The 24269-nt window shown below is 56.3% G+C and carries 25 protein-coding genes; 6 read left to right on the top strand and 19 right to left on the bottom strand.

Going from position 1 to position 24269, the window contains the following annotated elements; genetic code table 11:
• Positions 1-11: 11 nt before the first annotated feature.
• On the top strand, positions 12-1397 hold the full coding sequence (locus tag T9A_RS15110) for a sigma-54-dependent transcriptional regulator (RefSeq protein WP_035250050.1): 1386 nt from the start codon (positions 12-14) through the stop codon (positions 1395-1397).
• Here the strand turns inward: T9A_RS15110 and T9A_RS16940 are convergent.
• Complete coding sequence (locus T9A_RS16940; RefSeq protein WP_084573527.1) at positions 1346-2443, bottom strand: NAD(P)/FAD-dependent oxidoreductase; 1098 nt, start codon at positions 2441-2443, stop codon at positions 1346-1348. The two genes, T9A_RS15110 and T9A_RS16940, sit on opposite strands and share 52 nt — an antisense overlap.
• Before the next feature lie 71 nt (positions 2444-2514).
• Here T9A_RS16940 and T9A_RS16935 point away from each other — a divergent pair, with 71 nt between their 5' ends.
• Positions 2515-3012, top strand: coding sequence for a GspH/FimT family pseudopilin (locus T9A_RS16935; RefSeq protein ID WP_084573526.1), 498 nt, complete (start codon positions 2515-2517; stop codon positions 3010-3012).
• 44 nt (positions 3013-3056) lie between these two features.
• On the opposite strand, the gene T9A_RS15105 is transcribed toward T9A_RS16935, so the two are convergent.
• The 12 genes from T9A_RS15105 to murJ form a co-directional block, all read right to left on the bottom strand.
• Positions 3057-3503, bottom strand: coding sequence for a type IV pilin protein (locus T9A_RS15105; protein WP_035250048.1), 447 nt, complete (start codon positions 3501-3503; stop codon positions 3057-3059).
• A 10-nt stretch (positions 3504-3513) separates the two neighbouring features.
• Positions 3514-6519 carry a PilC/PilY family type IV pilus protein gene (locus T9A_RS16930; RefSeq protein ID WP_084573524.1) on the bottom strand — a complete coding sequence of 1002 codons (3006 nt, stop codon included), beginning with the start codon at positions 6517-6519 and terminating at the stop codon, positions 3514-3516.
• A gap of 11 nt (positions 6520-6530) precedes the next feature.
• The gene (locus T9A_RS15090) at positions 6531-7067 is read right to left on the bottom strand and encodes a PilX N-terminal domain-containing pilus assembly protein (RefSeq protein WP_035250043.1); all 537 of its coding nucleotides are present in this window, start codon (positions 7065-7067) and stop codon (positions 6531-6533) included.
• Positions 7064-7837, bottom strand: coding sequence for a PilW family protein (locus T9A_RS15085; protein WP_052043074.1), 774 nt, complete (start codon positions 7835-7837; stop codon positions 7064-7066). Before T9A_RS15085 ends, T9A_RS15090 begins: the two co-directional genes overlap by 4 nt.
• The gene (pilV, locus tag T9A_RS15080; RefSeq protein ID WP_232222143.1) at positions 7837-8367 is read right to left on the bottom strand and encodes a type IV pilus modification protein PilV; all 531 of its coding nucleotides are present in this window, start codon (positions 8365-8367) and stop codon (positions 7837-7839) included. Before pilV ends, T9A_RS15085 begins: the two co-directional genes overlap by 1 nt.
• Positions 8358-8834, bottom strand: a complete 477-nt coding sequence (locus T9A_RS15075) for a GspH/FimT family pseudopilin (RefSeq protein ID WP_035250041.1) — start codon at positions 8832-8834, stop codon at positions 8358-8360. The genes pilV and T9A_RS15075 overlap by 10 nt, the downstream gene beginning before the upstream one ends.
• Before the next feature lie 326 nt (positions 8835-9160).
• Positions 9161-10096, bottom strand: coding sequence for a 4-hydroxy-3-methylbut-2-enyl diphosphate reductase (gene ispH / locus T9A_RS15070; RefSeq protein WP_035250040.1), 936 nt, complete (start codon positions 10094-10096; stop codon positions 9161-9163).
• Positions 10097-10186: 90 nt separating this feature from the next.
• The gene (gene fkpB / locus T9A_RS15065; RefSeq protein WP_035250038.1) at positions 10187-10657 is read right to left on the bottom strand and encodes an FKBP-type peptidyl-prolyl cis-trans isomerase; all 471 of its coding nucleotides are present in this window, start codon (positions 10655-10657) and stop codon (positions 10187-10189) included.
• On the bottom strand, positions 10650-11174 hold the full coding sequence (lspA, locus tag T9A_RS15060) for a signal peptidase II (RefSeq protein WP_052043072.1): 525 nt from the start codon (positions 11172-11174) through the stop codon (positions 10650-10652). Before lspA ends, fkpB begins: the two co-directional genes overlap by 8 nt.
• A complete protein-coding gene (gene ileS / locus T9A_RS15055; protein WP_035250036.1) occupies positions 11167-13977 on the bottom strand; it encodes an isoleucine--tRNA ligase in 2811 nt (936 codons plus the stop codon). The genes lspA and ileS overlap by 8 nt, the downstream gene beginning before the upstream one ends.
• Positions 13974-14954, bottom strand: coding sequence for a bifunctional riboflavin kinase/FAD synthetase (gene ribF, locus T9A_RS15050; RefSeq protein WP_035250034.1), 981 nt, complete (start codon positions 14952-14954; stop codon positions 13974-13976). Before ribF ends, ileS begins: the two co-directional genes overlap by 4 nt.
• Before the next feature lie 151 nt (positions 14955-15105).
• Positions 15106-16671, bottom strand: coding sequence for a murein biosynthesis integral membrane protein MurJ (gene murJ / locus T9A_RS15045; RefSeq protein WP_035250033.1), 1566 nt, complete (start codon positions 16669-16671; stop codon positions 15106-15108).
• 226 nt (positions 16672-16897) lie between these two features.
• On the opposite strand from murJ, the gene rpsT reads away from it, so the two are divergent.
• Positions 16898-17164 (top strand): 30S ribosomal protein S20, encoded by a 267-nt coding sequence (rpsT, locus tag T9A_RS15040; protein ID WP_035250031.1) that lies wholly within the window; start codon positions 16898-16900, stop codon positions 17162-17164.
• A 156-nt stretch (positions 17165-17320) separates the two neighbouring features.
• Here the strand turns inward: rpsT and proB are convergent, their stop codons facing one another.
• The 4 genes from proB to rplU form a co-directional block, all read right to left on the bottom strand.
• On the bottom strand, positions 17321-18433 hold the full coding sequence (gene proB / locus T9A_RS15035; RefSeq protein ID WP_035250029.1) for a glutamate 5-kinase: 1113 nt from the start codon (positions 18431-18433) through the stop codon (positions 17321-17323).
• A 23-nt stretch (positions 18434-18456) separates the two neighbouring features.
• Entirely contained in the window at positions 18457-19641 is a 1185-nt protein-coding gene (cgtA, locus tag T9A_RS15030; protein WP_035250028.1) for an Obg family GTPase CgtA, read from the bottom strand.
• Positions 19642-20080: 439 nt separating this feature from the next.
• Positions 20081-20341, bottom strand: a complete 261-nt coding sequence (gene rpmA, locus T9A_RS15025; RefSeq protein WP_035250027.1) for a 50S ribosomal protein L27 — start codon at positions 20339-20341, stop codon at positions 20081-20083.
• A 30-nt stretch (positions 20342-20371) separates the two neighbouring features.
• On the bottom strand, positions 20372-20683 hold the full coding sequence (rplU, locus tag T9A_RS15020; protein ID WP_007148862.1) for a 50S ribosomal protein L21: 312 nt from the start codon (positions 20681-20683) through the stop codon (positions 20372-20374).
• 504 nt (positions 20684-21187) lie between these two features.
• On the opposite strand from rplU, the gene T9A_RS15015 reads away from it, so the two are divergent.
• The 3 genes from T9A_RS15015 to T9A_RS15005 all read left to right on the top strand — a co-directional run bounded on the left by T9A_RS15015 (position 21188) and on the right by T9A_RS15005 (position 23366).
• The gene (locus tag T9A_RS15015) at positions 21188-22159 is read left to right on the top strand and encodes a polyprenyl synthetase family protein (RefSeq protein WP_035250023.1); all 972 of its coding nucleotides are present in this window, start codon (positions 21188-21190) and stop codon (positions 22157-22159) included.
• A 76-nt stretch (positions 22160-22235) separates the two neighbouring features.
• Positions 22236-22817, top strand: a complete 582-nt coding sequence (locus tag T9A_RS15010) for a YajG family lipoprotein (protein WP_035250021.1) — start codon at positions 22236-22238, stop codon at positions 22815-22817.
• A 312-nt stretch (positions 22818-23129) separates the two neighbouring features.
• Entirely contained in the window at positions 23130-23366 is a 237-nt protein-coding gene (locus tag T9A_RS15005) for an Rdx family protein (protein ID WP_052043070.1), read from the top strand.
• Positions 23367-23657: 291 nt separating this feature from the next.
• Here the strand turns inward: T9A_RS15005 and T9A_RS15000 are convergent, their stop codons facing one another.
• Complete coding sequence (locus tag T9A_RS15000; protein WP_035250019.1) at positions 23658-23852, bottom strand: CPXCG motif-containing cysteine-rich protein; 195 nt, start codon at positions 23850-23852, stop codon at positions 23658-23660.
• 3 nt (positions 23853-23855) lie between these two features.
• On the bottom strand, positions 23856-24260 hold the full coding sequence (locus T9A_RS14995) for an HIT domain-containing protein (RefSeq protein ID WP_035250017.1): 405 nt from the start codon (positions 24258-24260) through the stop codon (positions 23856-23858).
• Positions 24261-24269: the final 9 nt, after the last annotated feature.

Raw genomic sequence — 24269 nt, 5'->3', positions numbered from 1 at the left:
ACGATATTATTATGAGTGCTGACACCCCACACGTACTGGTTGTAGACGACGAAGCCGATCTGCGCGAACTGCTTGTCATCACCCTTGGGCGCATGAAGCTCAAGGCCACAGCTGCCGAATCGCTTGACGCAGCCAAAGCGGCCCTTGCCGATGGCAGATTCAACCTTTGTCTGACGGATATGAATCTGGGTGATGGCACCGGGCTCGAGCTGCTGCAGTTTATTGCCAGGCATTGCCCGGAAATGCCCACCGCCGTCATTACGGCTTATGGCAGCATGGAAACCGCCACCGATGCCATGAAGTACGGGGCCTATGACTTTATTGCCAAGCCCGTGTCACTGGATCGACTGCGCCAGCTGATTGAAGACGGGCTAGACATCAACGAAGTGGAAGACCACCACGAGGAAGAGGACAATCTGATCGGGGAAGCGCCGAGCATGCGCGCCCTGAAAGCCCAGGTCCGCAAACTGGCACGCAGCCAGGCGCCAATCTACATCAGCGGCGAATCCGGCAGCGGCAAGGAGCGTATTGCCCGCCTGATACACAACCTGGGTTCTCGACGGGCAAAACCCTTTGTCGCCGTCAACTGCGGTGCCATTCCGTCGGAGTTAATGGAAAGCGAATTTTTTGGCCACCGTAAAGGCGCATTCACCGGGGCCGTGGAAGACCGCAAGGGCCTGTTCCGCGAAGCCGACGGCGGCACCCTTTTTCTGGATGAAGTGGCCGACCTGCCCTTGCACATGCAAGTTAAACTGCTGCGAGCCATTCAGGAAAAATCCGTTCGCCCTGTGGGTGAGGCCCGGGAGTTTCAGGTCAATCTTCGTATCCTCTGCGCTACTCACAAGGATCTGGCTCAAGAAATGGCGGAAGGGCGCTTCCGGCAAGATCTTTTCTATCGGCTGAATGTCATCGAGGCGCACGTCCCCCCGTTGCGCGAACGCCAGGAAGATATTCCTGCTCTGGTCGGCCACATTCTCAAGCGCCTCAGCGAAGCCTGGGAAATCGCCCCGCCAATCGTCAGCGCCTCTGCCATGAAAACCCTGGAACAATATACCTACCCAGGCAATGTCAGGGAGCTGGAAAATACCCTGGAAAGAGCCCTTACTTTATGTGACGGGAAAGAGATCCAGGAAGAGCATCTACGGCTGCAAACGGACACACTCCCGAAATCCGCCACGGCAACAGCACGGGAAACCTGTACCGCTCCAGAGCGTTCATTAGGCCAGCCTCTCGAAGAATTTCTTCAAGACATCGAGAGGCAGGAAATTCTCAAGGCTCTGGATGCAACGCACTGGAACAGAACAGCTGCAGCAAAAAAACTGGGCATGACATTCCGGTCTCTACGTTACCGGTTGAAGAAACTGGACCTTGATCGAAGCCCAGGAGAAAGTGAGTAGGGAGCAGGGTCAATATTCGGCCGTTCTCCACACATCATCTGCACGAGAAGCTCTGCCGTGGCCGGAGCAGACACCAAACCATTACGGTAATGGCCTGCTGCAGCAAAGACCCCATTGCACCCCGGCACGGCGCCAATATATGGGTAGTCCACCTCACTCCCGGGGCGTACGCCTGCCCAGTGATGGGCGGGTGTACGGCTCGCTAATTCCGGGAGAAGATTTGCCGCCACCGCTTCAAGCTGATAGCGCCCAGACACAGTCGGGTAGGTAGTGCAATCTCCTCGAATCAACGTAGAGCCAACCAGCACAGCACCATCCGCACGAGGAATCAGATAGCCTGATTGAGTTAGCATAACTGAAGGCACTCTACCTGGCGTGAGATGATAAAGCAGCATTTCTCCCTTTACCGGAAACATTGGCAAAGACACACCCAGCATTGAAAGTAGCTTGCTGCTCCCTACCCCTGCACAGACAATCACATTCTCTGCATTCAAAACCAATCCATTCTGAGTTTCCAGTGCCGCACCTTTTTGCCTTGGCAAAAGTGAAACCACCTTATCCCTTATAAACGAAACCCCTCTGGACGCCAGATAGCTTCTCAAAGCTTTTAACAAGCGCGGATTTCTAACATTTCCCAAATCAGGAAAGAAGACACCCTCTGAAAAAGGAAAAGACGGCAACAGATCGCTTCCAGAAAGTGTCTCTGATAGCACCCCCCATTTACCAGCCCAGTCTTTCACAGTGTTCATTTCCTTAGTGTCCACATGCACCCACAAACCCCCTTGATGCAAATCAGACCACTCCAGACAACGTCCGACAAGTTCACTAAAGAGACCTCTGTAGCGGGCCATGGCGTCGAAGGTCAGGCGATTCATCGCATCAGAGTAACGCCACGCATAAAGTGGCGAGAGAATTCCTCCTCCAGCCCAGGACGCCAACCCGCCTTCTGACTCATCAATCACTGTGGCGGGAATCTCACGCTTTGTGAGCTCGAACGCACTCAATAAACCGACAATACCACCACCAACAATTACGACTTCTCTCATTTCAGCTCATGACATCTTGCATATATAAAACAAGTTCTACCCGGCCATATCGATGTTTCGGATAAAGAACCATGAAAAAAACAGGCTTTACTTTACTTGAGTGCCTTACGGCATTAAGCACACTTTCTGTGCTGGCAATGATTGCGCACAATATTGGCCTCCCAATGATTCAAGAATATCGGGTTATAGCTGCCACCAACAGTGTAGCTGGATTAATCAGAGAGGCCAGAGCCAATGCTATGACGGATGGGAACCGACTCATCTGCGATGGAGAGCGGGGATGCAGTAGCTTCAAAAGAACCACAATATTGATAGAGGGGCGAGATACGAACATGAACAATGCACTAGAAAAAAGCGAAATACATCATCATGTAAAATTACCAAGCGACACCTGGCTGGAATGGAAACGATTCAGAGGCACACATTTACGCTATAGAAACAGAGGGGCAACCCGATTCCAGAACGGGCATTTCCTGATTTGCAGTGGCAATAAAGGAAGAAAAATAATTATGAACTGGATTGGAAGGACCCGTATTGAGAAAGCGGGAACTGAATGCCATACAATCTAAAAAAGGAATAGCCCAGAAATACCTGAACTATTCCTGTTTACCGTCTACCAACTACTACTGCTAGAAGGGGTGCAACCCCCGACAGCGGCACAAGCATTACCCTGACTATCCAGCACCATCGTTTCTGTACCACTCATGATCGCACTGTAAGGCGTCGCCTTGATCGTATATTTATGATCCGAGGGTACAGAAATCGTGTACTTATAATGCTTGTGCCCAACCGACTCGGGCACAAGTGTGCCAGTCATTGAGCTGGCGCCATTATAAGAGAAGTGCTTTCCACGATATCCCTCCAGAGCAGAAGCCCAGTCCAAGAGCAGCGCCCTACCGGCCTCCTGGCGCGCATCCTGCACGTACTTTGTATAAGCAGGATACGCGATTGCCAGCAAGATCGAGATTATCACAACCACTATGAGTATCTCGATCAAAGTAAAACCAGCAGCGGCAGCCTTTCGGCGGCTCTCATTTTGGGGATAGTTGTAAGCACTCATGATCGCTCCGCTACTTTTCATAAACAGGGATTACATTCGCTTCATTAGACTCAAGCTGACGCCATTGCGTTTTGCGAAGCCTTTGATCACGCGGCGTTCCCTCCGCAGGGACCTCGGTACCTACAACCACCTTAATCTTGTCTTCGTCCATAAATAGAACCGGGGTCGGCGGCGGCACCTGTTGCAGCAGTTTTTCCTGACGATCATCAGCCACAGAGCCATCATTGTTGATTTTTGCAGGATCACCCGTAATGAGATTGACAGTGTGCAAATAGGCACTTCCAAGACTAACCGCACACGGACTATCTTCCTCCGTACCGCCAACCGGAGAATATGTAGAGAAGAAAACGGTATTATCATATACCACCGGCGATGACATCACTTTTTCACCAGGCGCAACATCAAGATAGTAGAACCAGCCCGGAGAATCCCCTTTCACTGGGTTCCCTACACCCACATTGACTAAATCACCAATTTTTAGCTCTTTTTCTGGAGCTGAGTCTTTATAAGCGGTGTCGTCACGAATAACAAAAAAGGCTTCATTTGTATTTTTATCCAGGGGGTGCGCTCTATAGCCAGACCCGATTGTCACATAAAGCTGCTTTTCACCCTTGTGCTCTACATAAGCTACTGCGGGCGCCTCATAAAAACGGCGATTATCAGCATAACTCCCGCCCAAGTCTGCCAAAACATGTACCTTGCTAGCTCCAATATTATCCTCATCAATATCAACGCGGTATAAATGACCGCCGGTATCACCAAAATAAAGATGGTCAGAAGAACCGTCTGCATTTTTATCAACGACAGCTATGCTGCTCGGCACGGAATATGCTAAATCTTCGGACCAAAGCACATCCCCGGTTAAGGCATCTACAATGTAGATAACATTACCAACATCGTCACCGTTGCTTCTCGTCCCACCGCTTGCATCCTGGCTGGTGTCATAGCCCCCGCCAAAAATCAGAACCGTTTTTGTTCCAATTCTTGCCGGGGTCGGTGTAGACCAGGTTTGACCCAAATCCGAATATCCGCTGTCAGTGATCGTCTTCTTCCACAGCAGTTTTGGAGACGTTCTTGATGTCACGTCGAGAGCATAGTAACTGTTTCCGCCTCGACGCATTCCGCCAAAAAGGAGCTTTTTGCCATCTTTTTTCAATGCAACCCAGCTACCGTCCAAACCATATATTTGACGATTGTTATTTTGATCCAATGACGGGCGATCAGTTGTAAAAAGATTGGATCTGGAGAGAAACTCTTTGGGCATAAATGAGTAAATCTCTTTTCCTGTTTTTGCATCTATTGCGTGCAACATGCCACCATTTGTGGAAACAAAGACCACATTGTCGCCACTGTAATCAACCAAAACCGGAACACTGTGCATCGGGTCTCCCCAAAGCACTTTTAGCTTACTGGCAAGCTGCTCCAACTTTTCGTCGCTGGCATCCTCTGGAAGGCCGAAAAACTCATTATCATACGCACCACTTCCAACAGATCCCCAAGGCAATGTCGTCATTGCGCTGCCTTCGTTATAATACAACGTGCGCAAGAAGCCTTCACCGTTAGCCTGGCGCGCGCCTCCTTGGGTAGCATCCGGCCCGTCAGCTTCATCACTCCACCAGCTTCTTGCGGTCTCTTTGAAGTAGCCTGTCTCATCATCAATAGCATCATTCCCGGAAACATCAGTGACATCATCGCCTGAAAGACGATAGCGCTTCAGGTTTCCCTCCCAGAAACTACTGGAAGCAGGCTGAATAACCGCATAATAAAGCTGGTCAAGATGCTCAAACCGGTTTAATTGGTTTACCGCTACGCCAGGGGCAGACAACGTGCGAGAATCCTCATCAATCAGGTCAAACACTTTAAGAAAGGCACTAGCTAGCGCCTCTGAAGTATCAGCCGTATAGGTGCCTTCAGAGCCGTCAGAAGAGACTTTTTCCATATCCCCTCTATTCTGGCCCATATACAAACCAACGTTATAGGTTTTTATAGATCGGCCAATATAATTGCTTTCACTGTTTAAATACTGAGAAATCGCCGCCTGACACTCATAAGAGTCCGATTTTCCAGAACCATTACAGGCATAAAAATTATGATCAGGTAAGTTAATATCGTTTGGATCACCATCAGTGAAGATGACGATATGGTTAGACTCACACTGATTCTCTAAGTTAATCGGTGACACATAACGGCCATCAGAACCCACAATATCCTGACTATTTACACACGCGTTAGTAATCTCACACTCTTTTTTTTGCCCTATAAGTTTATATTCCTGGTAAGTGTAGCCACTGTTACCCCAGCACCATCCCCAAGGAGAAGTACAAATTCGCCGGCAATTTGGGCGATTACGGTTACAAGTGCCTGAGATATCTTGCCAACCATACTCATCAACAATCTCGCATTCTTCAGTTTCTTCAAACTCAGTACATACAGAACGGGTATTATCGTCATTACCACCATTTCCATACTGTGCCGAGCCTGGAGGCGCCCCCAGCATGTAACGGCCCATCTCCCAATAACTTTCAGCAGTTGGGGTACTGCCATATGGAGCGCCAGTATTGGCTCCAGAAGCATTATCTCCAGCACTATTTAGGCTTGAAACTGCCTCTTTAAGCGCGCGCTTGGAGTTGTCGTTTACCTGGGTTACCGGCATCAATACATAACCACCGCAGGTATAGCGATTATCTGCACAGTTATAGCCGTGACGAAACCGCCCAATACCCATGTTGACTTTTTCTGGCACCGAGTCGATCAGAAGATGCATTGCGTCTTCGAGCATATTGATACGGCGATTTTCAACATCTGAGCACCAGCTGGCGCTACTTTCAGTACAACTGCGCATACTGCCAGAAGTATCAAGCAGCACCATTACGTTGGCTTTAGTTTCATTTTCACTATTGCCAACTTCTGCAGGCGCAAAGAATATCTCAGTGTCGTCGGCGAACAGCCATGCCGGAGACAAAACCAGCACAAGCAAAAGCGCCATTCTTTTTAAAATAGACATGTCGTTTTTCATAATGTCCCCCGCTACATTTCTGAGCCTGGAAGAATTCCAGTCTTCAATAATTGCTGTAGATGACGATCGTTAATATTAAAGCCATCCATAACAGCGTCACCCTGTATGTTAATTGAGTAGTCCACAAATGTTGCTGAATTACCGGTTGCACTCACCTGGTTTCCGGAAATCAGTTCATACCCGTCTTCAGATGCACCAGCGGATGCAGTAATAACTTTTCTGGCATCCATCGAATCACCGCTGCTGCAGGCACCATCTCTTCCACCTGAATTGAGCAAACACCTTCTCGCCACAACCTGATCAACTAAAAATTCCGTCAATGCGACTTCATTCATATTGTTGATAGTGTTGTACATATCTGCCACTGAGCTTTCCGCAGCCTCAAAAACCATGGCATCTGCCTGCGTTCCTGTTGCCACCTTGGCCGCAAACATACTTGTCTTCATGGCAGAAACGCCCAGAACAGAAACCACGACAAGAATAAGCAGGGCAACAATCAATGCTGCGCCACGCTGACTATATCCACGCGAAATCGCATTTATTTTCATAGCGTTTCCCAATCAACATTTCGCAACTGTACTGTGCTTGTAAACATCCTGCGAACAGCCTTTGCATCAGAATCCGATTTGGTGATTTTGTTTCCCAGCAAATAGAATGTTTGCTCTCCACCACCAGGCAACGTTTCACTCTGCTCGCTCAACAGCAGCGCCAGCCTAGCAGCGACAATAGTTCCCACAGCCCCAGGAACACCTGCAGCTGATTGAGCTGGAGTTATATAGCCACTAGCATTTGCTGCCCCCACAAAGGTAGTTACTCCTAAAGCACCATCCGGATTTTCATCAATTCCGTACTTAACCTTAAAACCTTCGACGCCGGAAACCAGCTCTATACCCGCGCCTCCAGAAAGATTTCCATTACAAAACAGTCCATCGTTTGACACATAGTAGCTATTAACGACCTGAACAATCCCGCCACCGCCACCGCCTTCACAATCCGTCGTACCGTGATAGGCAATAGTTATACGGTCTGTGGCACCATCACTTGAAGCAGGCAAGCCTGCGGCAGGAACAAACAACACCCCGCCAGGCACGACCGAAGCTACGTTCTGATCAAGGCCTGTGCGCCGCAAATCCCTCACAAGAAAGCGCATAACAAGCTGGCCATTTTCCTGTACACGCGACGTTGCCTGCTGCAGTGCGAAAGTTCTGTTATTAGTTATTAGCAATTGAAGTGCTGCGCCGGTCACGACCAATCCAACAACCATTGCCACCATTAACTCAACAAAACTGAAGCCTGACTGTTTTTTCATCATTTTCATCAGCGAAGCACCTCGATAACCGCACAGAAAGAATCCGTATCGGTATTAACCTCCCCTCCTGCCTTTACGCACTCTGAAGGCTTCATCCCATCCCAACTGACAACAACACAATTCAGGCCACTATTAGGGCATGATTGAATGGCAACCAACCCCTCTGGCAAAAGATTTCCGGCCATCCAAGATAATTGATTAACATCCCAGGAAACCATCTGAGCGCTACTACAACCTGCACCAACCCCGGTACAGGTTGCATAGGCATTGGGCGCTGAGCCAACAGCTGCCGGCGTTGTAGGCCAGGCCGCCGCTATGTAAGCCGGTAAATTTGGATTTACCTGCAAACGTTCCAGTGCATCCTGTGCAATCAGTGTTGCCTGAGCTCGGTTGTTTGCCTGTTCAGCGCCCTTTAACGCTGAAAGCTGCATCCCGGCGTAGCCCAGAACTCCTATTGCAAGCACCAAGAGGGCTACAAGGACTTCAACAAGGCCAACACCGCGCTGCGCAGCTTTAACTACCATTTTTTTCAGGAGCACGTGATATCCTCATTACTGATTCGCCCAACCTTAGAAACAGAAATCTTTCTGCCCGTCTCTCCTGTTCGCACAGAGTCGCAGACAATGAAGCTGTCAGCCTGATTGACAAAACCATCTGGCTGGAAAGTCAAACTGCCAGAGCCGGAACGCGTCACGGTTACATCCGGTGAAATGGCAAAGCTTTGGTCCTCCTCCGGGGCGCCGGCCGGATATGAAATAAGCCAGCCCTGACTCCAGTCCCCACCACTAACCGCAGATAATTGGACGCTTATTCTGAGGTTTACTGCCTGAGTACGAGCAGTTCCAAGAGCAGCAACCAGCTCACTGGCCGCACCACGCAGTGAATTACCAGCACCAACGTTGCGGAAAGCGGGAACGGCAATAGACCCCAGCACTACAAGAATGATGATCGCAACCATCATTTCGACCAGTGAAAAGCCTCGCTGCCTGCTTTTTTTTGTCATCATTTCAGTCCGGTTGTCTCGGCTTGAGAAGGGCGTTGAGTTCAGCTTAGCAATTCCATAGGCGCCATCAATCAACCGAGGACAAACGGACTGTCGACCACCATGGACGGTATAAGCTGCTGAAAAATAATGAGTTTTGGTACTTTATGGTGTGACGGCACTCACACTTTAATCTTACACCAATGCAACTTTTACCTTAGTGGAAAGCATTACTGCACTATCCCGGGGGCCAGGAGGCAGCAAAACCTAGACGGGTGCAAAATTATCATTTTAAACAGACAAAAGGCGGGGGGGCCCTAAAGGAAACCAATACGTTTTCCCAGCCAGAATCAGGAGCGCAGCGCCTTGGGCATGGAGAAACGGATGTTCTCTTCGCGACCGGGGATTTCCTCGGGGTCAAAGCCGCCCAGGGATTTGAGGGTGGCGATGACCTGCTGGACCAGCTCTTCGGGGGCGCTGGCGCCGGCGGTGACGCCGACGGCGGTCTTGCCCTTGAGCCAGGCAGGGTCGATCTGGGAGGGGTCGTCGAGTAGGTGGGCCTCAGCGCCGCAGCGCTCGGCCAGTTCCCGCAGACGGTTGGAGTTGGAACTGTTCACAGAACCAACCACCAGCACCAGCCCGCATTCCAGCGCCAGCTGGCGCACGGCATCCTGACGATTAGTGGTGGCGTAGCAGATGTCTTCACGCTTGGGGCCGAGAATGTTCGGAAAGCGGGCGCGCAGGGCATCGATCACTTTCGCGGTATCGTCCACACTGAGGGTGGTCTGGGTTACGAAGGCCAGGGTGTCCGGGTCACGAACCTGAATCGTCGCCACGTCCGCCTCATCTTCCACCAGGTAGATATCACCACCATAGGACTTGTCGTACTGGCCCATGGTGCCTTCCACTTCCGGGTGACCGGCATGGCCAATCAGAATGCTCTCGCGGCCTTCGCGAGCGTAGCGAATCACTTCCATATGCACCTTGGTGACCAGCGGGCAGGTGGCATCGAACACCTTCAACTGGCGGCGCTCCGCCTCCTGCTGCACCGCCTTGGAAACACCATGGGCACTGAAGATAACAATGGCATCATCCGGCACTTCGTGGAGCTCCTCCACAAACACCGCCCCGCGCTGACGCAGATCGTCCACCACATAGCGGTTGTGGACCACCTCGTGGCGCACATAGATCGGCGGCCCGAACACTTCCAGTGCCCGGTTGACGATATCGATGGCGCGATCCACCCCGGCACAGAAGCCACGGGGGTTGGCGAGTCGGATTTGCATAGGAGATCCTGCTTGACTGGTACCGGTATTGTAACGGGTACAGGGCCGCTTCTGCGACCGTTGCAACGACACTGATGCCGCGGACTGCAATCAGTTCAGGGTAACGGGCTGCTCCGGAGCGTAACGCTCCACGGCGATAATCTCTACCTCGAAGGTCAGGTCTCGGCCGGCCAGAGGGTGATTGAAATCCACATAGACCCACTCATCCTCCACCTTGCTGATCACGCCAGGCAGTTCGCCGCCAGCCGCATCCGCAAAGCTCAGCACCATGCCCTGCTCCAGGGTGTCGTACTGGGCAAAGGTACTACGGGTGAAGTGCTGCACATTGTCGTCGTTGTAATCGCCGAAGGCCTTGTTCGCCTCCAGGAAAACGCTACGGCGATCGCCGGCTTTAAGGCCGCGCAAGGCATTTTCAAAGCCCGGCAGCAGGGATTCGTCACCCCAGACGAAGGCCGCCGGGTCACCGCCGAAGGTGGAATCCAGCTCGGTGCCATCCATCAGGCGCACCGCAAAATGCAGAGTGATACGGGTGTCCGGGCCCGCCCGGAGAATCTCAGTCATGCTTTTTGGCTCCCAGGAGCATATCCAGCAGAATCAGACCGGCACCAATGGTGATAGCGCTGTCGGCGATATTGAAGGCCGGGAAGTGGCTGTTACCCCAGTAGAAATCCAGAAAGTCCACCACATGCCCCAGCACCAGCCGGTCGTAGAAATTGCCCAGGGCCCCGCCCAGAATCAGCGCCAACGCGACGCCCTGCAGTTTCTCTGCAGCGGTGAGCCGGGTCAGCCAGACCAGGATCAGTACCGAAGCACCCAGGGCAATGGCGGTAAAGAACCAGCGCTGCCAGCCCCCCGCATCCGCCAGAAAGCTGAATGCGGCACCGGGGTTATAAGCCAGGGTCAGATTGAAGAACGGCATCACTTCCAGCCGCTCGTAGAGATCAAACCGGGCCACCACCATATGCTTGGTGATCTGATCCAGGGCAATCACCACACCGGTGAGCCACAACCAAATTAGTTGCCCTGGCAGCAGCCGTTTGCTGCTTTCAGAAGATGAGATATCTGGCGTTTTAGGCATAACGTCGCACCTCACCCTCGCCGTCCACGTTCGTCACGCAACGGCCACACAACTCCGGATGCGCGGCATGGGAGCCGACATCCGGCTGGTGGTGCCAGCAGCGCGCGCACTTGCCGTACTCACTGGCCAGCACCTGCACCTTCAACCCGCTCACCGCCGTGTCTTCCAGCTCGGCAGGCGCCTCCCCCAGAGGCTTGAGGGTGGCCGCAGAGGTAATGGTGACGAAACGCAGCTCATCGCCCAGACGGTTCAACAGCGTCTGCTGCTGGTCATCCACATAGAGCACCACCTCGGCACTGAGGCCGCCCTTGATCAGCTTGTCGCGACGGGCATTCTCGATGGCCTTGTTCACCGCCTGCTTCACATCCTGCATCTGCTGCCAGAAATTACGATCCATGTCCGCATCGGTAAGACCGAAAAGGCCGTCGTACCATTCCGCCAGGAACACCGAATCGAGACGCTCGCCGGGCAGGTTTTCGTAGATTTCCTCGGCGGTGAAGCTGAGTACCGGCGCCATCCAGCGCACCAGCGCCTGGGCGATATGATAAAGGGCTGTCTGGCAGGAGCGCCGCGCCACGGAATCCGCCTGGGTGGTGTACTGGCGATCCTTGATGATATCCAGGTAGAAGCCGCCCAGATCCAGGGCACAGAAGTTGCGCAACTTCTGGTAGACCTGATGGAAATGGTAGCCGTCGTAAAGCCCCTGAATCTCTTCCTGCAGTTGCAGGGCGCGATCGACAATGTAGCGATCCAACGCCAGCATCTGCTCCGGCTGCAACGCATCGCTGGCCGGGTCGAAACCGCTCAGGTTGGAGAGCAGGAAACGGCTGGTGTTACGGATACGACGATAGCTATCGCCCATCTGCTTGAGGATGTCCTTGGACACGGACATCTCGCCACGATAATCGGTGGCTGCCACCCACAGACGCAGGATATCGGCGCCCAGATCGTTCCACACTTCCTGGGGCGCGATCACATTGCCGACGGACTTGGACATCTTGCGGCCCTGCTCATCCACGGTGAAACCATGGGTCAGGACGGTCTTGTAAGGTGCTGCATCGCGAACCGCCAGGCTGGTCAGCAGCGAAGACTGGAACCAGCCACGATGCTGGTCGGACCCTTCCAGATACAGGTCCGCCGGGGTGTTCAGCTGCGGACGTTGGTCCAGTACGCAGTAATGAGTGACACCGGAATCGAACCACACATCCAGAGTATCGGTGACCTTGCTGTACTGGTCGGCCTGCTCCCCCAGCAACTCGGCGGGCGCCAGATCGAACCAGGCATCAATGCCTTTCTGCTCCACCCGCTGGGCGACCTGTTCGATCAGGGCCGGGGTGTCCGGGTGCAGCTCGCCGGTTTCCTTGTTCACGAACAGCGCAATGGGCACGCCCCAGGTACGCTGGCGGGAGATACACCAGTCCGGGCGGTCGGTGAGCATGCCTTCGATGCGGGCCTTGCCCCACTCCGGCAGCCACTGCACCTTGTCGATTTCCTGACGGGCACGGGGCAGCAGCCCGGCCTGGTCCATGGAGACAAACCACTGGGCGGTGGCACGGAAGATCAGTGGCGTCTTGTGGCGCCAGCAATGCGGGTAGCTGTGCTCGATTTTTGCCAGCTTCACCAAGGCACCGCTTTCCTGCAGTGCCTCGATCACCGGCTCGTTGGCCTTGCTGACATGCACTCCGCCCACTACTGGCAGGTCGTCACGAAACAGGCCGCTGTCCAGCACCGGGCTGATCGGGTCCAGATCGTATTGCTGGCCCACCACAAAGTCATCGGCACCGTGGCCGGGAGCGGTGTGCACCAGGCCGGTACCGGCATCGGTGGTCACGTGCTCACCGAGAATCACCGGCACCTGCGCACCCAGGAACGGATGCTGCAGAGACAATGCTTCCAGCTTTTCGCCTTTCACTGTGGTTGAGCGGGTTACGCTCTCCATGCCCCAGCGCTCCACCAGATCGTCCGCCAGCGCCTCGGCCACCAACAGCTCACGATGCTGGCCATCCAACTCGCCGCTGAGCAGCACATAGTCCAGCTGCGGATGCACCGCCACCGCCCGGTTAGCCGGGATGGTCCAGGGAGTGGTAGTCCAGATGACCAGCGCCGGAGCGGTGGCCTTGATGCCGGAACGGGCAGTAAAGTCCGCCACATCCACCACACTAAACTCCACATCGATGGCCGGGGACACCTTGTCGTAGTATTCCACTTCCGCTTCCGCCAGGGCGGAGGCGCAGTCCAGACACCAGTGCACCGGCTTGAAGCCCTGCTGCAGGTGGCCGTTGTCGACGATCTTGCCCAGGGAGCGGATGATGTTCGCCTCAAAGGCGTAATCCATGGTCAGGTAAGGATTGTCCCAGTCACCGAACACGCCCAGGCGCATGAAGTCCGCCTTCTGGCCATTCACCTGCTTGCTGGCGTATTCACGGCATTTCTTGCGGAACGTGCCGGCATCCACCTTGTGCCCGGCCTTGCCGACCTTCTTTTCCACCATCAGTTCGATGGGCAGACCATGACAATCCCAGCCCGGCACATAGGGGGCATCAAAGCCGGCCAGGGTGCGGGACTTGACGATCATGTCCTTGAGGATCTTGTTCACCGCATGGCCGATATGAATGTCGCCGTTGGCGTACGGCGGGCCATCGTGAAGAATGAACTTGGGACGGCCGGCAAAGGCCTCACGGATCTTCTGGTAGAGCTGCTTTTGCTGCCACTCTTTCAGACGCGCCGGTTCGCGCTGGGACAAGCCGGCTTTCATGGGAAAGTCGGTTTGGGGAAGATTAAGCGTTGCCTTGTAGTCCGTCATAGTCCCGTCTTAGATAATCCCGTCTTTTCAAAGTAGTCCCGGACCGCTTTCACGTCCTGCCAGATGGCAGTCTTGAGCTGATCCAGATCCGCGAATTTCTCTTCCGCCCGCACATAATGGCGAAAGGCAACCGTCAAATGCTTGTCGTACAGGCTGTCCTTGCCGGCCCCGGCATCGTTACTCTCTTCACGATAATCCAACAGATGCACTTCCAGGCGATTTTCCGTGCCGTTTACCGTCGGCCGGTCGCCCATATTGGCAGCACCGGCCTGGTCCGTGAGCCCGGCGCCAGTCACCGTCACGGCAAACACCCCTGCCAGCGGCGAGTGCAGACGCTTCAGCGCCAGATTCACCGTGGGCAAATCCAGGGTGCGACCGATCTTGTCGCCATGACGCACCCGACCACTGATGGCAAAGGGGCGACCCAGTAAGGTTTCCGCCAGGGCAAAATCGCCGGCGCTGAGCGCCGCTCGCACCCGGGTGCTGGACACCCGCTCGCCATGGATTTCGCAGGTGGCGGTATCTGTCACAGCGAAACCGAACTGCCCGCCAGCCTGCTGCAGGTAGGCGAAATCCCCGTCGCGACCACAACCGAAACGGAAATCATCACCCACCACCAGGTATTCCACCCCTAGCCCATCCACCAACAGGGATTGCACAAAGGCTTCAGCGGTCAAAGAGCGGAAACGCTCGTCAAATCGCACGCACAGCACCTGATCCACCCCGGCGTTACGCAGGGCAATCAGCTTGTCGCGCAGGGACATGAGCCGGGCCGGCGCCTGCTGCGGCGCAAAAAATTCCTGAGGTTGCGGCTCGAACAGCATCACCGTGGCCTTCAGTCCACGGCGGCGGGCTTCTGCGATCACCTGATCCAGAATCCGCTGATGCCCCTGATGCACCCCATCGAAATTGCCGATGGTGGCCACGCAGCCGCGATGCCTGTCGCGCAGATTGTGAATGCCGCGAATCAGTCGCATCTCATCCTCGTCTCAAAAGACGCCCGATTATACAGGCTCGTCGATGGTTTTGTATGCGCCCGTGACCTGCCGGCGGGAAAAACGGTTAACCGCCAAAGACATGGTGCTCACAGGGAGTAAAGACAACGCCCTTTGCACCTCTTGCCGGAAATTAGCGACGCAAGTGCCGGGGGCGCAACCCCAATACCAGCAGACTGGTGCCATAGATAGCCAGCCCGGAGGCGACAATCAGGCTGAGCCAGCCGACCCGGTTCCAGACACCTGCCTCGGTCCAGGCCTGGGTCTGCAACGACAACCAGTAGGTGACCGCCGCCATGGCAATACCAGCAAACACCATCCGCCCCCAGAGTAACAACCAGCCCTTGAGCGGCTGATAAACCCCGGCCCGACGCAGCCCAAGATACAACAGCCCGGCATTAAGCCAGGCGGACAGCGCCATGGCCGTCGCCAGCCCCACATGGTGCCACTCCCACACCAGCATGGCGCCGAACGCCATATTCGCCAGCATGGCAATCACACCGATCTTCACCGGGGTGCGGGTGTCCTGACGGGCATAGAAGCCTGGCGCCAGCACCTTGATCAGCATGGCCGCCAACAGGCCGGTACTGTAAGCGCGCAGGGATTCCGCCGTTTTCGCCACATCAAAGGCAGTGAATTCACCGTACTGGAACAGGGTGGACAGCAGCGGCTCGGCCAATACTGCCAACGCCAGCGCCGCCGGCAGACCAATCAGCAGCACCATGCGGATAGCCCAATCCAGAGTACGGGAAAACGCCTCGCTGGACGCATCCACATGTTTGCTGGACAGGCTGGGCAGGATCACCGTGCCAATGGCCACCGCGAAAATGCCCAACGGCAGCTCGATCAGCCGGTCCGTATAATAGAGCCAGGTCACCGAACCGGTTTCCAGCAGTGACGCCAGCACCGTATTGACCAGGGAGTTGAGCTGATAGACCGACGCCCCGAACAGGGCCGGAATCATCAATGTCATGATCTTGCGCACCCCCGGATCCGACCAGCCCATGCGCGGCACCGGCATCAGGTTCAACCGCGCCAGGAACGGCAACTGGAACAGCAGCTGCGCCACCCCGGCGATCAGCACCCCCCAGGCCAGCGCCACCGCCATGCGATCTTCGGCAAACTGCGGCGCCAGGAACAGGGCGCAGCCGATCAGACTCAGGTTCAACAGCACCGGCGTAAAGGCCGGCACCGCAAAGCGGTTCCAGGAATTGAGAATGCCGCCGGCAAAGGCGGTCAGGGAAATAAAGAACAGATAGGGGAAGGTCAGCCGCAGCATTTCCACGGTCAGCGCCCGTTTCACCGGATCATCGCCAAAACCGGGAGCAAACAACCACACCACCCCCGCCGCCGCCAGCATCCCCACCAGCGTGATCAACGCCACCACGGTTCCCAGGGTGCCGGCCACCCGGTCCACCAACAGCTTGGTGGCCGCCATGCTGCCTTTGCTACGATACTCGCTAAGCACCGGCACAAACGCCTGGTTAAAGGCCCCTTCGGCAAACAGGCGACGGAAAAAATTGGGGATTTTCAGGGCCACGAAGAAGGCATCGGCCCCGGCGGAAGCCCCCAGCATACGGGCGATCACCACATCCCGGACCAGCCCGAGCACCCGTGACAGCATGGTCATGGTCGCCACCAGGGCGGTGGAGGCCATTAAACCGGCTTTTTTCGGGGTCTTTTCTGTGGGTACGGTCATGATGCCTCCAGCAAACCGGGCAAGAGTAAACAAAGGTCGCCCAAACCGCCAGAATGATGATTTCCGCCCCCACAGCCCATTGACATCGGGCCGTCGGATCGGCATAGTTGCGCGTCTTTAGACCATGACCCGCGTGTTTTTTGATCACAACAGGTAGGGTCGGCCCCAGCGGCCAGTGTCACAACCCGAATTTGACCTTCGAATTTAAAAGTATAGGAGCAGGACCTTGGCTAACTCACCGCAAGCACGCAAGCGTGCGCGTCAGGCGGAAAACCGCCGTCAGCACAACGCAGCGATGCGCTCCATGGTGCGCACATACCTGAAAAAGGTGAACGCGGCTATTGCGTCCGGCGACCAAGGCAGCGCTCAGGAAGCTTATACCCAGGCGGTGTCTGTGCTGGATAAAGCCACCCGCAAGGGCAAGTTTCACCCGAACAAGGCAGCTCGCCACAAGAGCCGCCTGAACGCCAAGATCAAGGCCATGGCTGCCTGAGTCTGACGCGTTCGCGTTAAAAAACCGGCCATTGGCCGGTTTTTTTATGCCTGGAAATCAGTGACGAGTTGCGAGAAGCGAGTTTCGAAGGGCCAAACCGGTTTTGTTTTGCCTTTCGCTTCTCGAAACTCGAAAACTCGAGACTCGCTTCCCACATCAGCCGACGTCGAACACCACCATATTATCCCGGTGGATCAGCTCCTCTTCATTCATGTAGCCCAGCACATCGGCAATCTCGGTACTTTTCTTTCTACAGATGCGGCGTGCGTCGGCAGCGTCATAGTTGGCCAGGCCACAGCCGATACGCTCGCCCTGCTCGCTTTCACAGGCTACCATTTCCCCACGGGAGAACTGGCCGAACACATCCACCACACCCACCGGCAGCAGGCTGGAACCGCCATCACGAATACGGCGCACCGCCCCGGCATCCAGCACCACACGGCCACGCATCTGCAGATGCCCGGCCAGCCACTGCTTGCGGGCATTCATGGGCGAGGTATCCGGCAACAATGTGGTGCCGGGCCCCTGCCCCTGGGCCAGCTCTGCCAACACCTGCGGGCTGCGCCCGGAGGCAATGGTCGTCGACGCCCCGGAGCGGGCAGCCAGCTTGGCGGCACGCACCTTGGTGGCCATGCCGCCACGCCCCAATAATCCGCCACCGCCAGCCACTCGGGCAATATCCGGGTCCGACGCCCGTGCCTCGCGGATCAATGCTGCCTGGGGATTGCTACGTGGGTCGGCGTCGAAGAGTCCATCCTGGTCGGTGAGAATCACCAGCCGGTCCGCCTCGATCAGATTCGCCACCAGAGCCGCCAGGGTATCGTTGTCACCAAAGCGGATTTCATCGGTAACAACGGTGTCGTTCTCGTTCACCACCGGCACCACCGAAAAGCCCAGCAGGGTCAGCAGCGTGGAGCGGGCATTGAGATAGCGCTTGCGATCGGACAAGTCATCGTGGGTAAGCAGCACCTGGGCGGTGTGCAAATTGTGCTTCTGAAAGCGCGACTCCCAAGCCTGCACCAGCCCCATCTGGCCCACCGCAGCAGCGGCCTGCAGCTCGTGCACGGAATCCGGACGAGAGGTCCAGCCCAGCCGGGTCATTCCTTCCGCCACGGCACCAGAGGACACAATCACCACTTCGATGCCCTGCTCACGCAGCGCCACCATGCGGTCCACCCAGGACTGCATCAACGCACAATCCAGCCCCTTGCCGTCATTAGTCAGCAGGGCACTACCTATCTTGATTACCCAACGCTGGCGGTCCGCCACACCCACTCCTTAGTCACGCTTGATCAGGGTTCGTAAACCACTTCCACATCGTGGTCATCATCGTCGTCGTCATCATCATTCTGGCGAGCCCGGCGTGCATCCGCCTTGAGCTCCTGCACCTTCTCGCGGGCCTCTTCTTCCAGACGAGCCCGCAGATCCTGCTGCGCGGCGGCATAATCCGGATCTTCCTGTTCCAGCCGGCGACGGTCTTCGATGGCATTCATCAGGGCGTAGACCAGGTCTTCGCAGCCCACCCCCGCAGCAGCAGAAATGCGGAACACCGGCCCCTGCCAGCCCAACTCCTCAACAATGGCATCCGCCTGCTTCTGAGCTTCGTCATCCGCCAACAGATCAATCTTGTTGAACACCAGCCAGCGCTCCTGCTCAGCCAGTGCCGGAGAAAAGCGGTCCAGCTCGTCGGCGATGGCATCAATGTGATCGGCCGGACTGCTGCCATCCATGGGAGCCAGATCCACCACATGCAGCAACAGGCGGGTACGCGCCAGATGCTTGAGGAAACGAATCCCCAAACCTGCACCCTCTGCGGCCCCTTCGATCAGGCCGGGAATATCAGCAACCACAAAACTGCGATGGCGATCCGCCTTCACCACGCCAAGATTGGGCACCAGGGTGGTAAACGGATAATCCGCCACCTTGGGTTTGGCGGCAGAAATTGCCCGGATCAGGGTGCTCTTGCCGGCATTGGGCATGCCCAGCAGCCCCACATCCGCCAGCACTTTCAATTCCAGGCGCAGGCGACGGGATTCACCCGGCTTGCCCTTGGTAATCTTGCGCGGGGCCTGGTTGGTGCTGCTCTTGAAATGAATATTACCGAGCCCGCCGCGACCGCCCAGGGCGATCATTACCGGCTTCTCCGGATCGGTCAGATCCGCCAGCACCTCATCGGTATCCACATCGACGATGGTAGTACCCACCGGCACCAGCAACACCACGTCATCAGCGGATTTACCGGTCATCTGCCGCCCCTTGCCGCCCTCGCCGTTACGGGCTTTGAAATTGCGGTCGTAGCGGTAATCCACCAGAGTATTCAAATTGGTATCCGCCTTCACCAGCACACTGCCACCGGCGCCGCCGTCGCCACCATCCGGACCGCCGAATTCCACGTATTTTTCGCGCCGGAAACTCAGACAGCCATCACCGCCTTTACCGGCGTGAACTTCAATGGTGGCTTCATCGACAAATTGCATTGGGGGACACTCTATTACTGGATGGATGCCATTGTAGGGCAGCACACGGGCCACTCACCACAATGTCCTGGATCTGTTCGCGTGCTATTGCCCACGCCGCTTGCAAGCAGCCTGACACAAAAAAGCCCCGCGGGCAGGAGCCTCGCGGGGCTTTGAGAACCTGTTCGCGCTCTATACGCAGCAGCGCCGGAGTCAATTTTGTCGCCAGGTCGTGATTGCGATTGTGCCGTGTAGTCATTCTACATAAGCAAGCGCAATCGCGGGCTGGCGGCAAAATGGGCCCGGCCCTTCGGGTTGCCACTAAAAAAGCCGCCATGCCGTGTTGTGAACCTTGAACTTGACCCGTCAGGCCCTGCGGTTCACGCCTTGCCTGGCGGCTTTTTTAGTGGCAACGCTGCTGCGTATAGAGCGCGAACAGGTTCTTACCGACCCTTGCGGATCAGGCCACGGGCTCGATCACCACAAACTTGCGGCTCAGCGGACCCTTGGTTTCAAACTTAACGCGACCGGTTTCCTTGGCAAAGATGGTGTGGTCTTTGCCCATGCCGGTGTTACCACCAGCGTGGAATTTGGTGCCACGCTGACGAACGATGATTTCGCCTGCGCTGACCAATTGACCGCCAAAGCGCTTTACGCCAAGGCGTTTACTTTCCGAATCGCGACCGTTACGAGTACTACCACCGGCTTTCTTATGTGCCATGTCTCAATCCTCTCTTCAAATGTCTAAGGATCAGCCCTGGATCCCGGTGATTTTCACCGCCGTGTACCACTGGCGATGACCTTGTTGCTTGCGGGAGTGCTTGCGACGACGGAACTTCACAATCTTGATTTTCTTGTGACGACCCTGCTCCAGCACTTCAGCGGTGACCTTGGCGCCATCCAGCATCGGCTGACCGACTTTCACGTCATCGCCGTTGGCAACCAGCAGCACCTGGTCGAAATCCACGGATTCGCCAGTGGCCACTTCAATTTTCTCGATGCGCACAACATCGCCTTCTTCAACGCGATACTGCTTGCCACCGGTTTTGATTACTGCGTACATGCATGTGCTCCAGCACGACTCCACTCAGGCGGACGACTCCAGTTCAGAAGCATCGTCACTTGCAGGCCAGGCAGAGGATGAAATTGGGTCGCGAAGTGTACGTGAAACGCCGCCCCTGAACAAGCCCTGATTCTGCCCGCTGCCGCGGCCTTCAGGCAGGCTGCTGAAAAATCCCTTGCATGCTCAGCGTGGTCTGAAGCGTGCAGCTGTTGTGTCTTGTCTCGACGGGCAGGGTGGCCCCCTTTCCTAGAGGCAAGGCGCAGCAGATGTGCGCTTCAGGCCGCGCCCTCCGGGTCTTCCAGGCTGACCCGTACTCGTTGTTGCAATGTTTCGATGGGTGGACACACACCTTCAGCATTTCGCCTAGATTACGAGCCAGCCTGAAAGACTGAGCACGCAAGGGATTTTTCAGCAGCTTGCCAGGAATGGGCTTTCCTTGACTAGCTGCCAGCCACTGCTAGCATTGCCCGCTGTTGCGCCCACCTTCTGTCTGGACACAAGTGCATGGATTTCAAGGCCATTTATGCTGTCGTCGAAGATGACTTCGCGGCGGTGAACCAGTTTATCAATCACCACCTGGATTCCAATGTCCCGCTGATCCGCGAGGTGGGGGACTATATCGTCCAGTCCGGCGGCAAGCGCCTGCGCCCGCTGGTGTCCATCCTTTGTGCCCGCGCCTCGGGCTATCATGGCGAGCGCCATGTGGATGTGGCCGCCATCATCGAGTTCCTGCATACCGCGACCCTGCTCCACGATGATGTGGTGGATGAGTCCAACCTGCGTCGCGGACGCCCCACGGTCAACGCCGTATGGGGCAATGCTGCCAGCGTCCTGGTGGGCGATTTCCTGATTTCCCGCGCCCTGCAACTGATGGTGGGCCTCAGGCACTCGCGGTTGCTGGATATTTTCTCCCAGAGCACCAATACCATCTCCGAGGGCGAGGTGCTGCAGCTGATCAATGTGCGCGACCCCAACACCAGCGAAGAAAACTACATGCGGGTGATCCATCACAAGACCGCCAAGATGTTTGAATCGGCGGCGGAAACCGGCGCCGTTCTGGGTGCCGACGAGAACACCGACTTCGTGGACGCCTTCGCGGCCTATGGCCGCCACCTGGGCATCGCCTTCCAGCTTATCGACGATGTGCTGGACTACCAGGGCGAAGCCAGTGAGCTGGGCAAGAATGTGGGCGACGACCTGGCCGAAGGCAAACCGACCCTGCCGCTGATCTATACCATCGCCAACGGCAGCCCGGAACAGGCCAAGCTGATCAAGGACGCCATCCGCAATGGCGGCCTGGACCATCTGCAACATATTATTGAAACCGTTCAGGCCAGCGGTGGTCTGCAATATACGGTGGACAAGGCCGCCGAGCATACTCGCCTGGCCCTGGACGCTATCGCTGCGGTGCCGGCGTCCCCTTACAAGGAAACGCTGTTCGCCCTGGCGGAAGAATCTCTCAAGCGGACCTATTGAAAACCGCAACAGGCAACACGCTGCACGCGATACCGTTTCGCAGGGTGTTGGCTCAACCTGCCACCAAGGAGTCCCCATGTTACGCGCTGTGTTAGTTCTTGCCCTGAGTGCCACCTTTGCCGGCTGCGCCCTCAGCCCGCAGATGATTGACGTCAAACCGGTTGCCGATGTGGAGGCCACCAATGTGGGACAGAATCAGCCGGTGCAGGTTCTGGCGGTGGATTCCCGTGACCAGGAAGCTTTCGGCACCCGCGGCGGCGTGTATAAAAACACCGCCCTGGTGCGCCCGGCCAATGATGTGAAAAGCGCTGTCGAAGATGCCATTCGCAAAGGGCTGCAGACTCAGGGCTTCAATGCCTTCAACCCCGGCGACGATGCCACTCGCCTGGAAGTTCGCTTGGAACAGCTGGACTATGTCCCGGAAGAAGGCTCAGTGGTCAATGAAGTCACCCTGACACTGACTCTGCTCGCCGAAGCCAGCCGCGACGACGTGCTCCACACCGGCACCTACAAAAGCAGCGTGGTTCACGACCTGCCACTGACCCCCTCGGCCAGCCGCAATCAACAGATGGTCAACGATATCCTCAGCGGCGCCATCAACCGCCTGCTCAAGGACCCGGAAATGCTGTCCTTCCTGGCGGGTAACGACAATCCCTGATGCCAGGCAACCGCGTCGCCATTCACTACTGCAGCAGGGACCCCCTGCATAACTCCTTGCGTGCTCAGGCTTTCAGGCTGGCTCGCAATCTAGTCGCAATGTTGAAGGCGTGTGTCGATCCATCGAGAAATTGCAACAACGAGTGCGGGCCAGCCTGGAAGCCCCGAAGGGCGTGATCTGAAGCGCACATCTGCTGCCCTTTGCCGCTTGAAAAGGGAGCCACCCTTACCTGCGCGACAAAGAACAACAGCTGCGCACTTCAGATCACGCTGAGCACGCAAGGAGTTATGCAGGGGGTCCCCGTGCAACTGGCTGCTGCGCAGCGCCTGGTACGCGCAGGAATTGCTGGCCACCTCCAGCGACGAACTGAGTGAAGTGGCCCTGCAACCAGGCACCGGCGGTGTATTCAGCATCGAAGCCAATGGCCAGCCAGTCTGGGAACGCAAGACCGACGGCGGCTTTCCCGACATTACCGAGTTGAAGCGACGGGTGCGGGATGTGGTCTGCCCGGAGCGGGAGCTGGGGCATATTGATCGCAAAGGCAGCTGATACCCACTACACCACGGAGCGTCGCGGACGGGGCGATAACCAGCGCCGTGAAACACTTTCTACAACGCTGCTGTAGGAGCTCCTCTTGAGGGGCGAACCGAGCGTAGCGAGGCAGGCCAGCAATGGAACCTGTCAAGCCCTGATACTCCTGATCGCCCGCGGGCGTTTTCCACGCTGACGCGTGGTTCGCCCCTCAAGAGGAGCTCCTACAGCGGCGTCGAAACAGCTCGGGACAGCATGATCCTGGCTATCGCGCCGCCAGCGATGCCGAGCCAACCTCACAGGGCCGAGCTATTCATTCTCCGGCCGCACATCCACCTGCGGCTCCTCACTGTCGAACGGCACCGCCACCGTAAACAACAGCGGCTGGCAGCACACCTGACAGTCTTCCACGTATTCCTGCTCCGCCACCGACGTATCAATCAGCACCTCGATGGGCTCCCAGCAATGGGGACATTGCACGGTCACCGGTACCAGACCCGCCATAAGCTAGACCTCCTCCGCGATGGTCAGCCCCTGCAGCCACTCCGGCACCTCCCCTTCTGCCCAGGGCTCGGGCTGGCCCTGCCCCCAGACCGGACCGGGCCAGCAGGGATCGCCCTCAAAGCGGGCAATGATATGGACGTGCAATTGCGGCACCATATTTCCCAGAGCGCCAAGATTGATCTTGTCCGCCCCGGTCACCCGCTCCAGTTCCGCCGCCAGGCCATTGACCTGCTGCAGCAGCGCCTGCTGGTCCGCCAGCGGCAGGTGATGCCATTCTCGCAGACCGTCACGCTTGGGGACCACGATTAGCCAGGCAAAGCGCCGGTCATTCATCCAGCGCAGCCAGCACAAGTCGGTTTCGCCCAGGGCACGGGTATCAGTAGCAAGACGGGGGTGAAGTGTGGCCATGGTGTCTCC

The sequence above is a fragment of the Alcanivorax jadensis T9 genome (assembly GCF_000756655.1).
Classification (GTDB): domain Bacteria; phylum Pseudomonadota; class Gammaproteobacteria; order Pseudomonadales; family Alcanivoracaceae; genus Alcanivorax; species Alcanivorax jadensis.
This window is presented reverse-complemented; position numbering and strand designations above follow the sequence as displayed.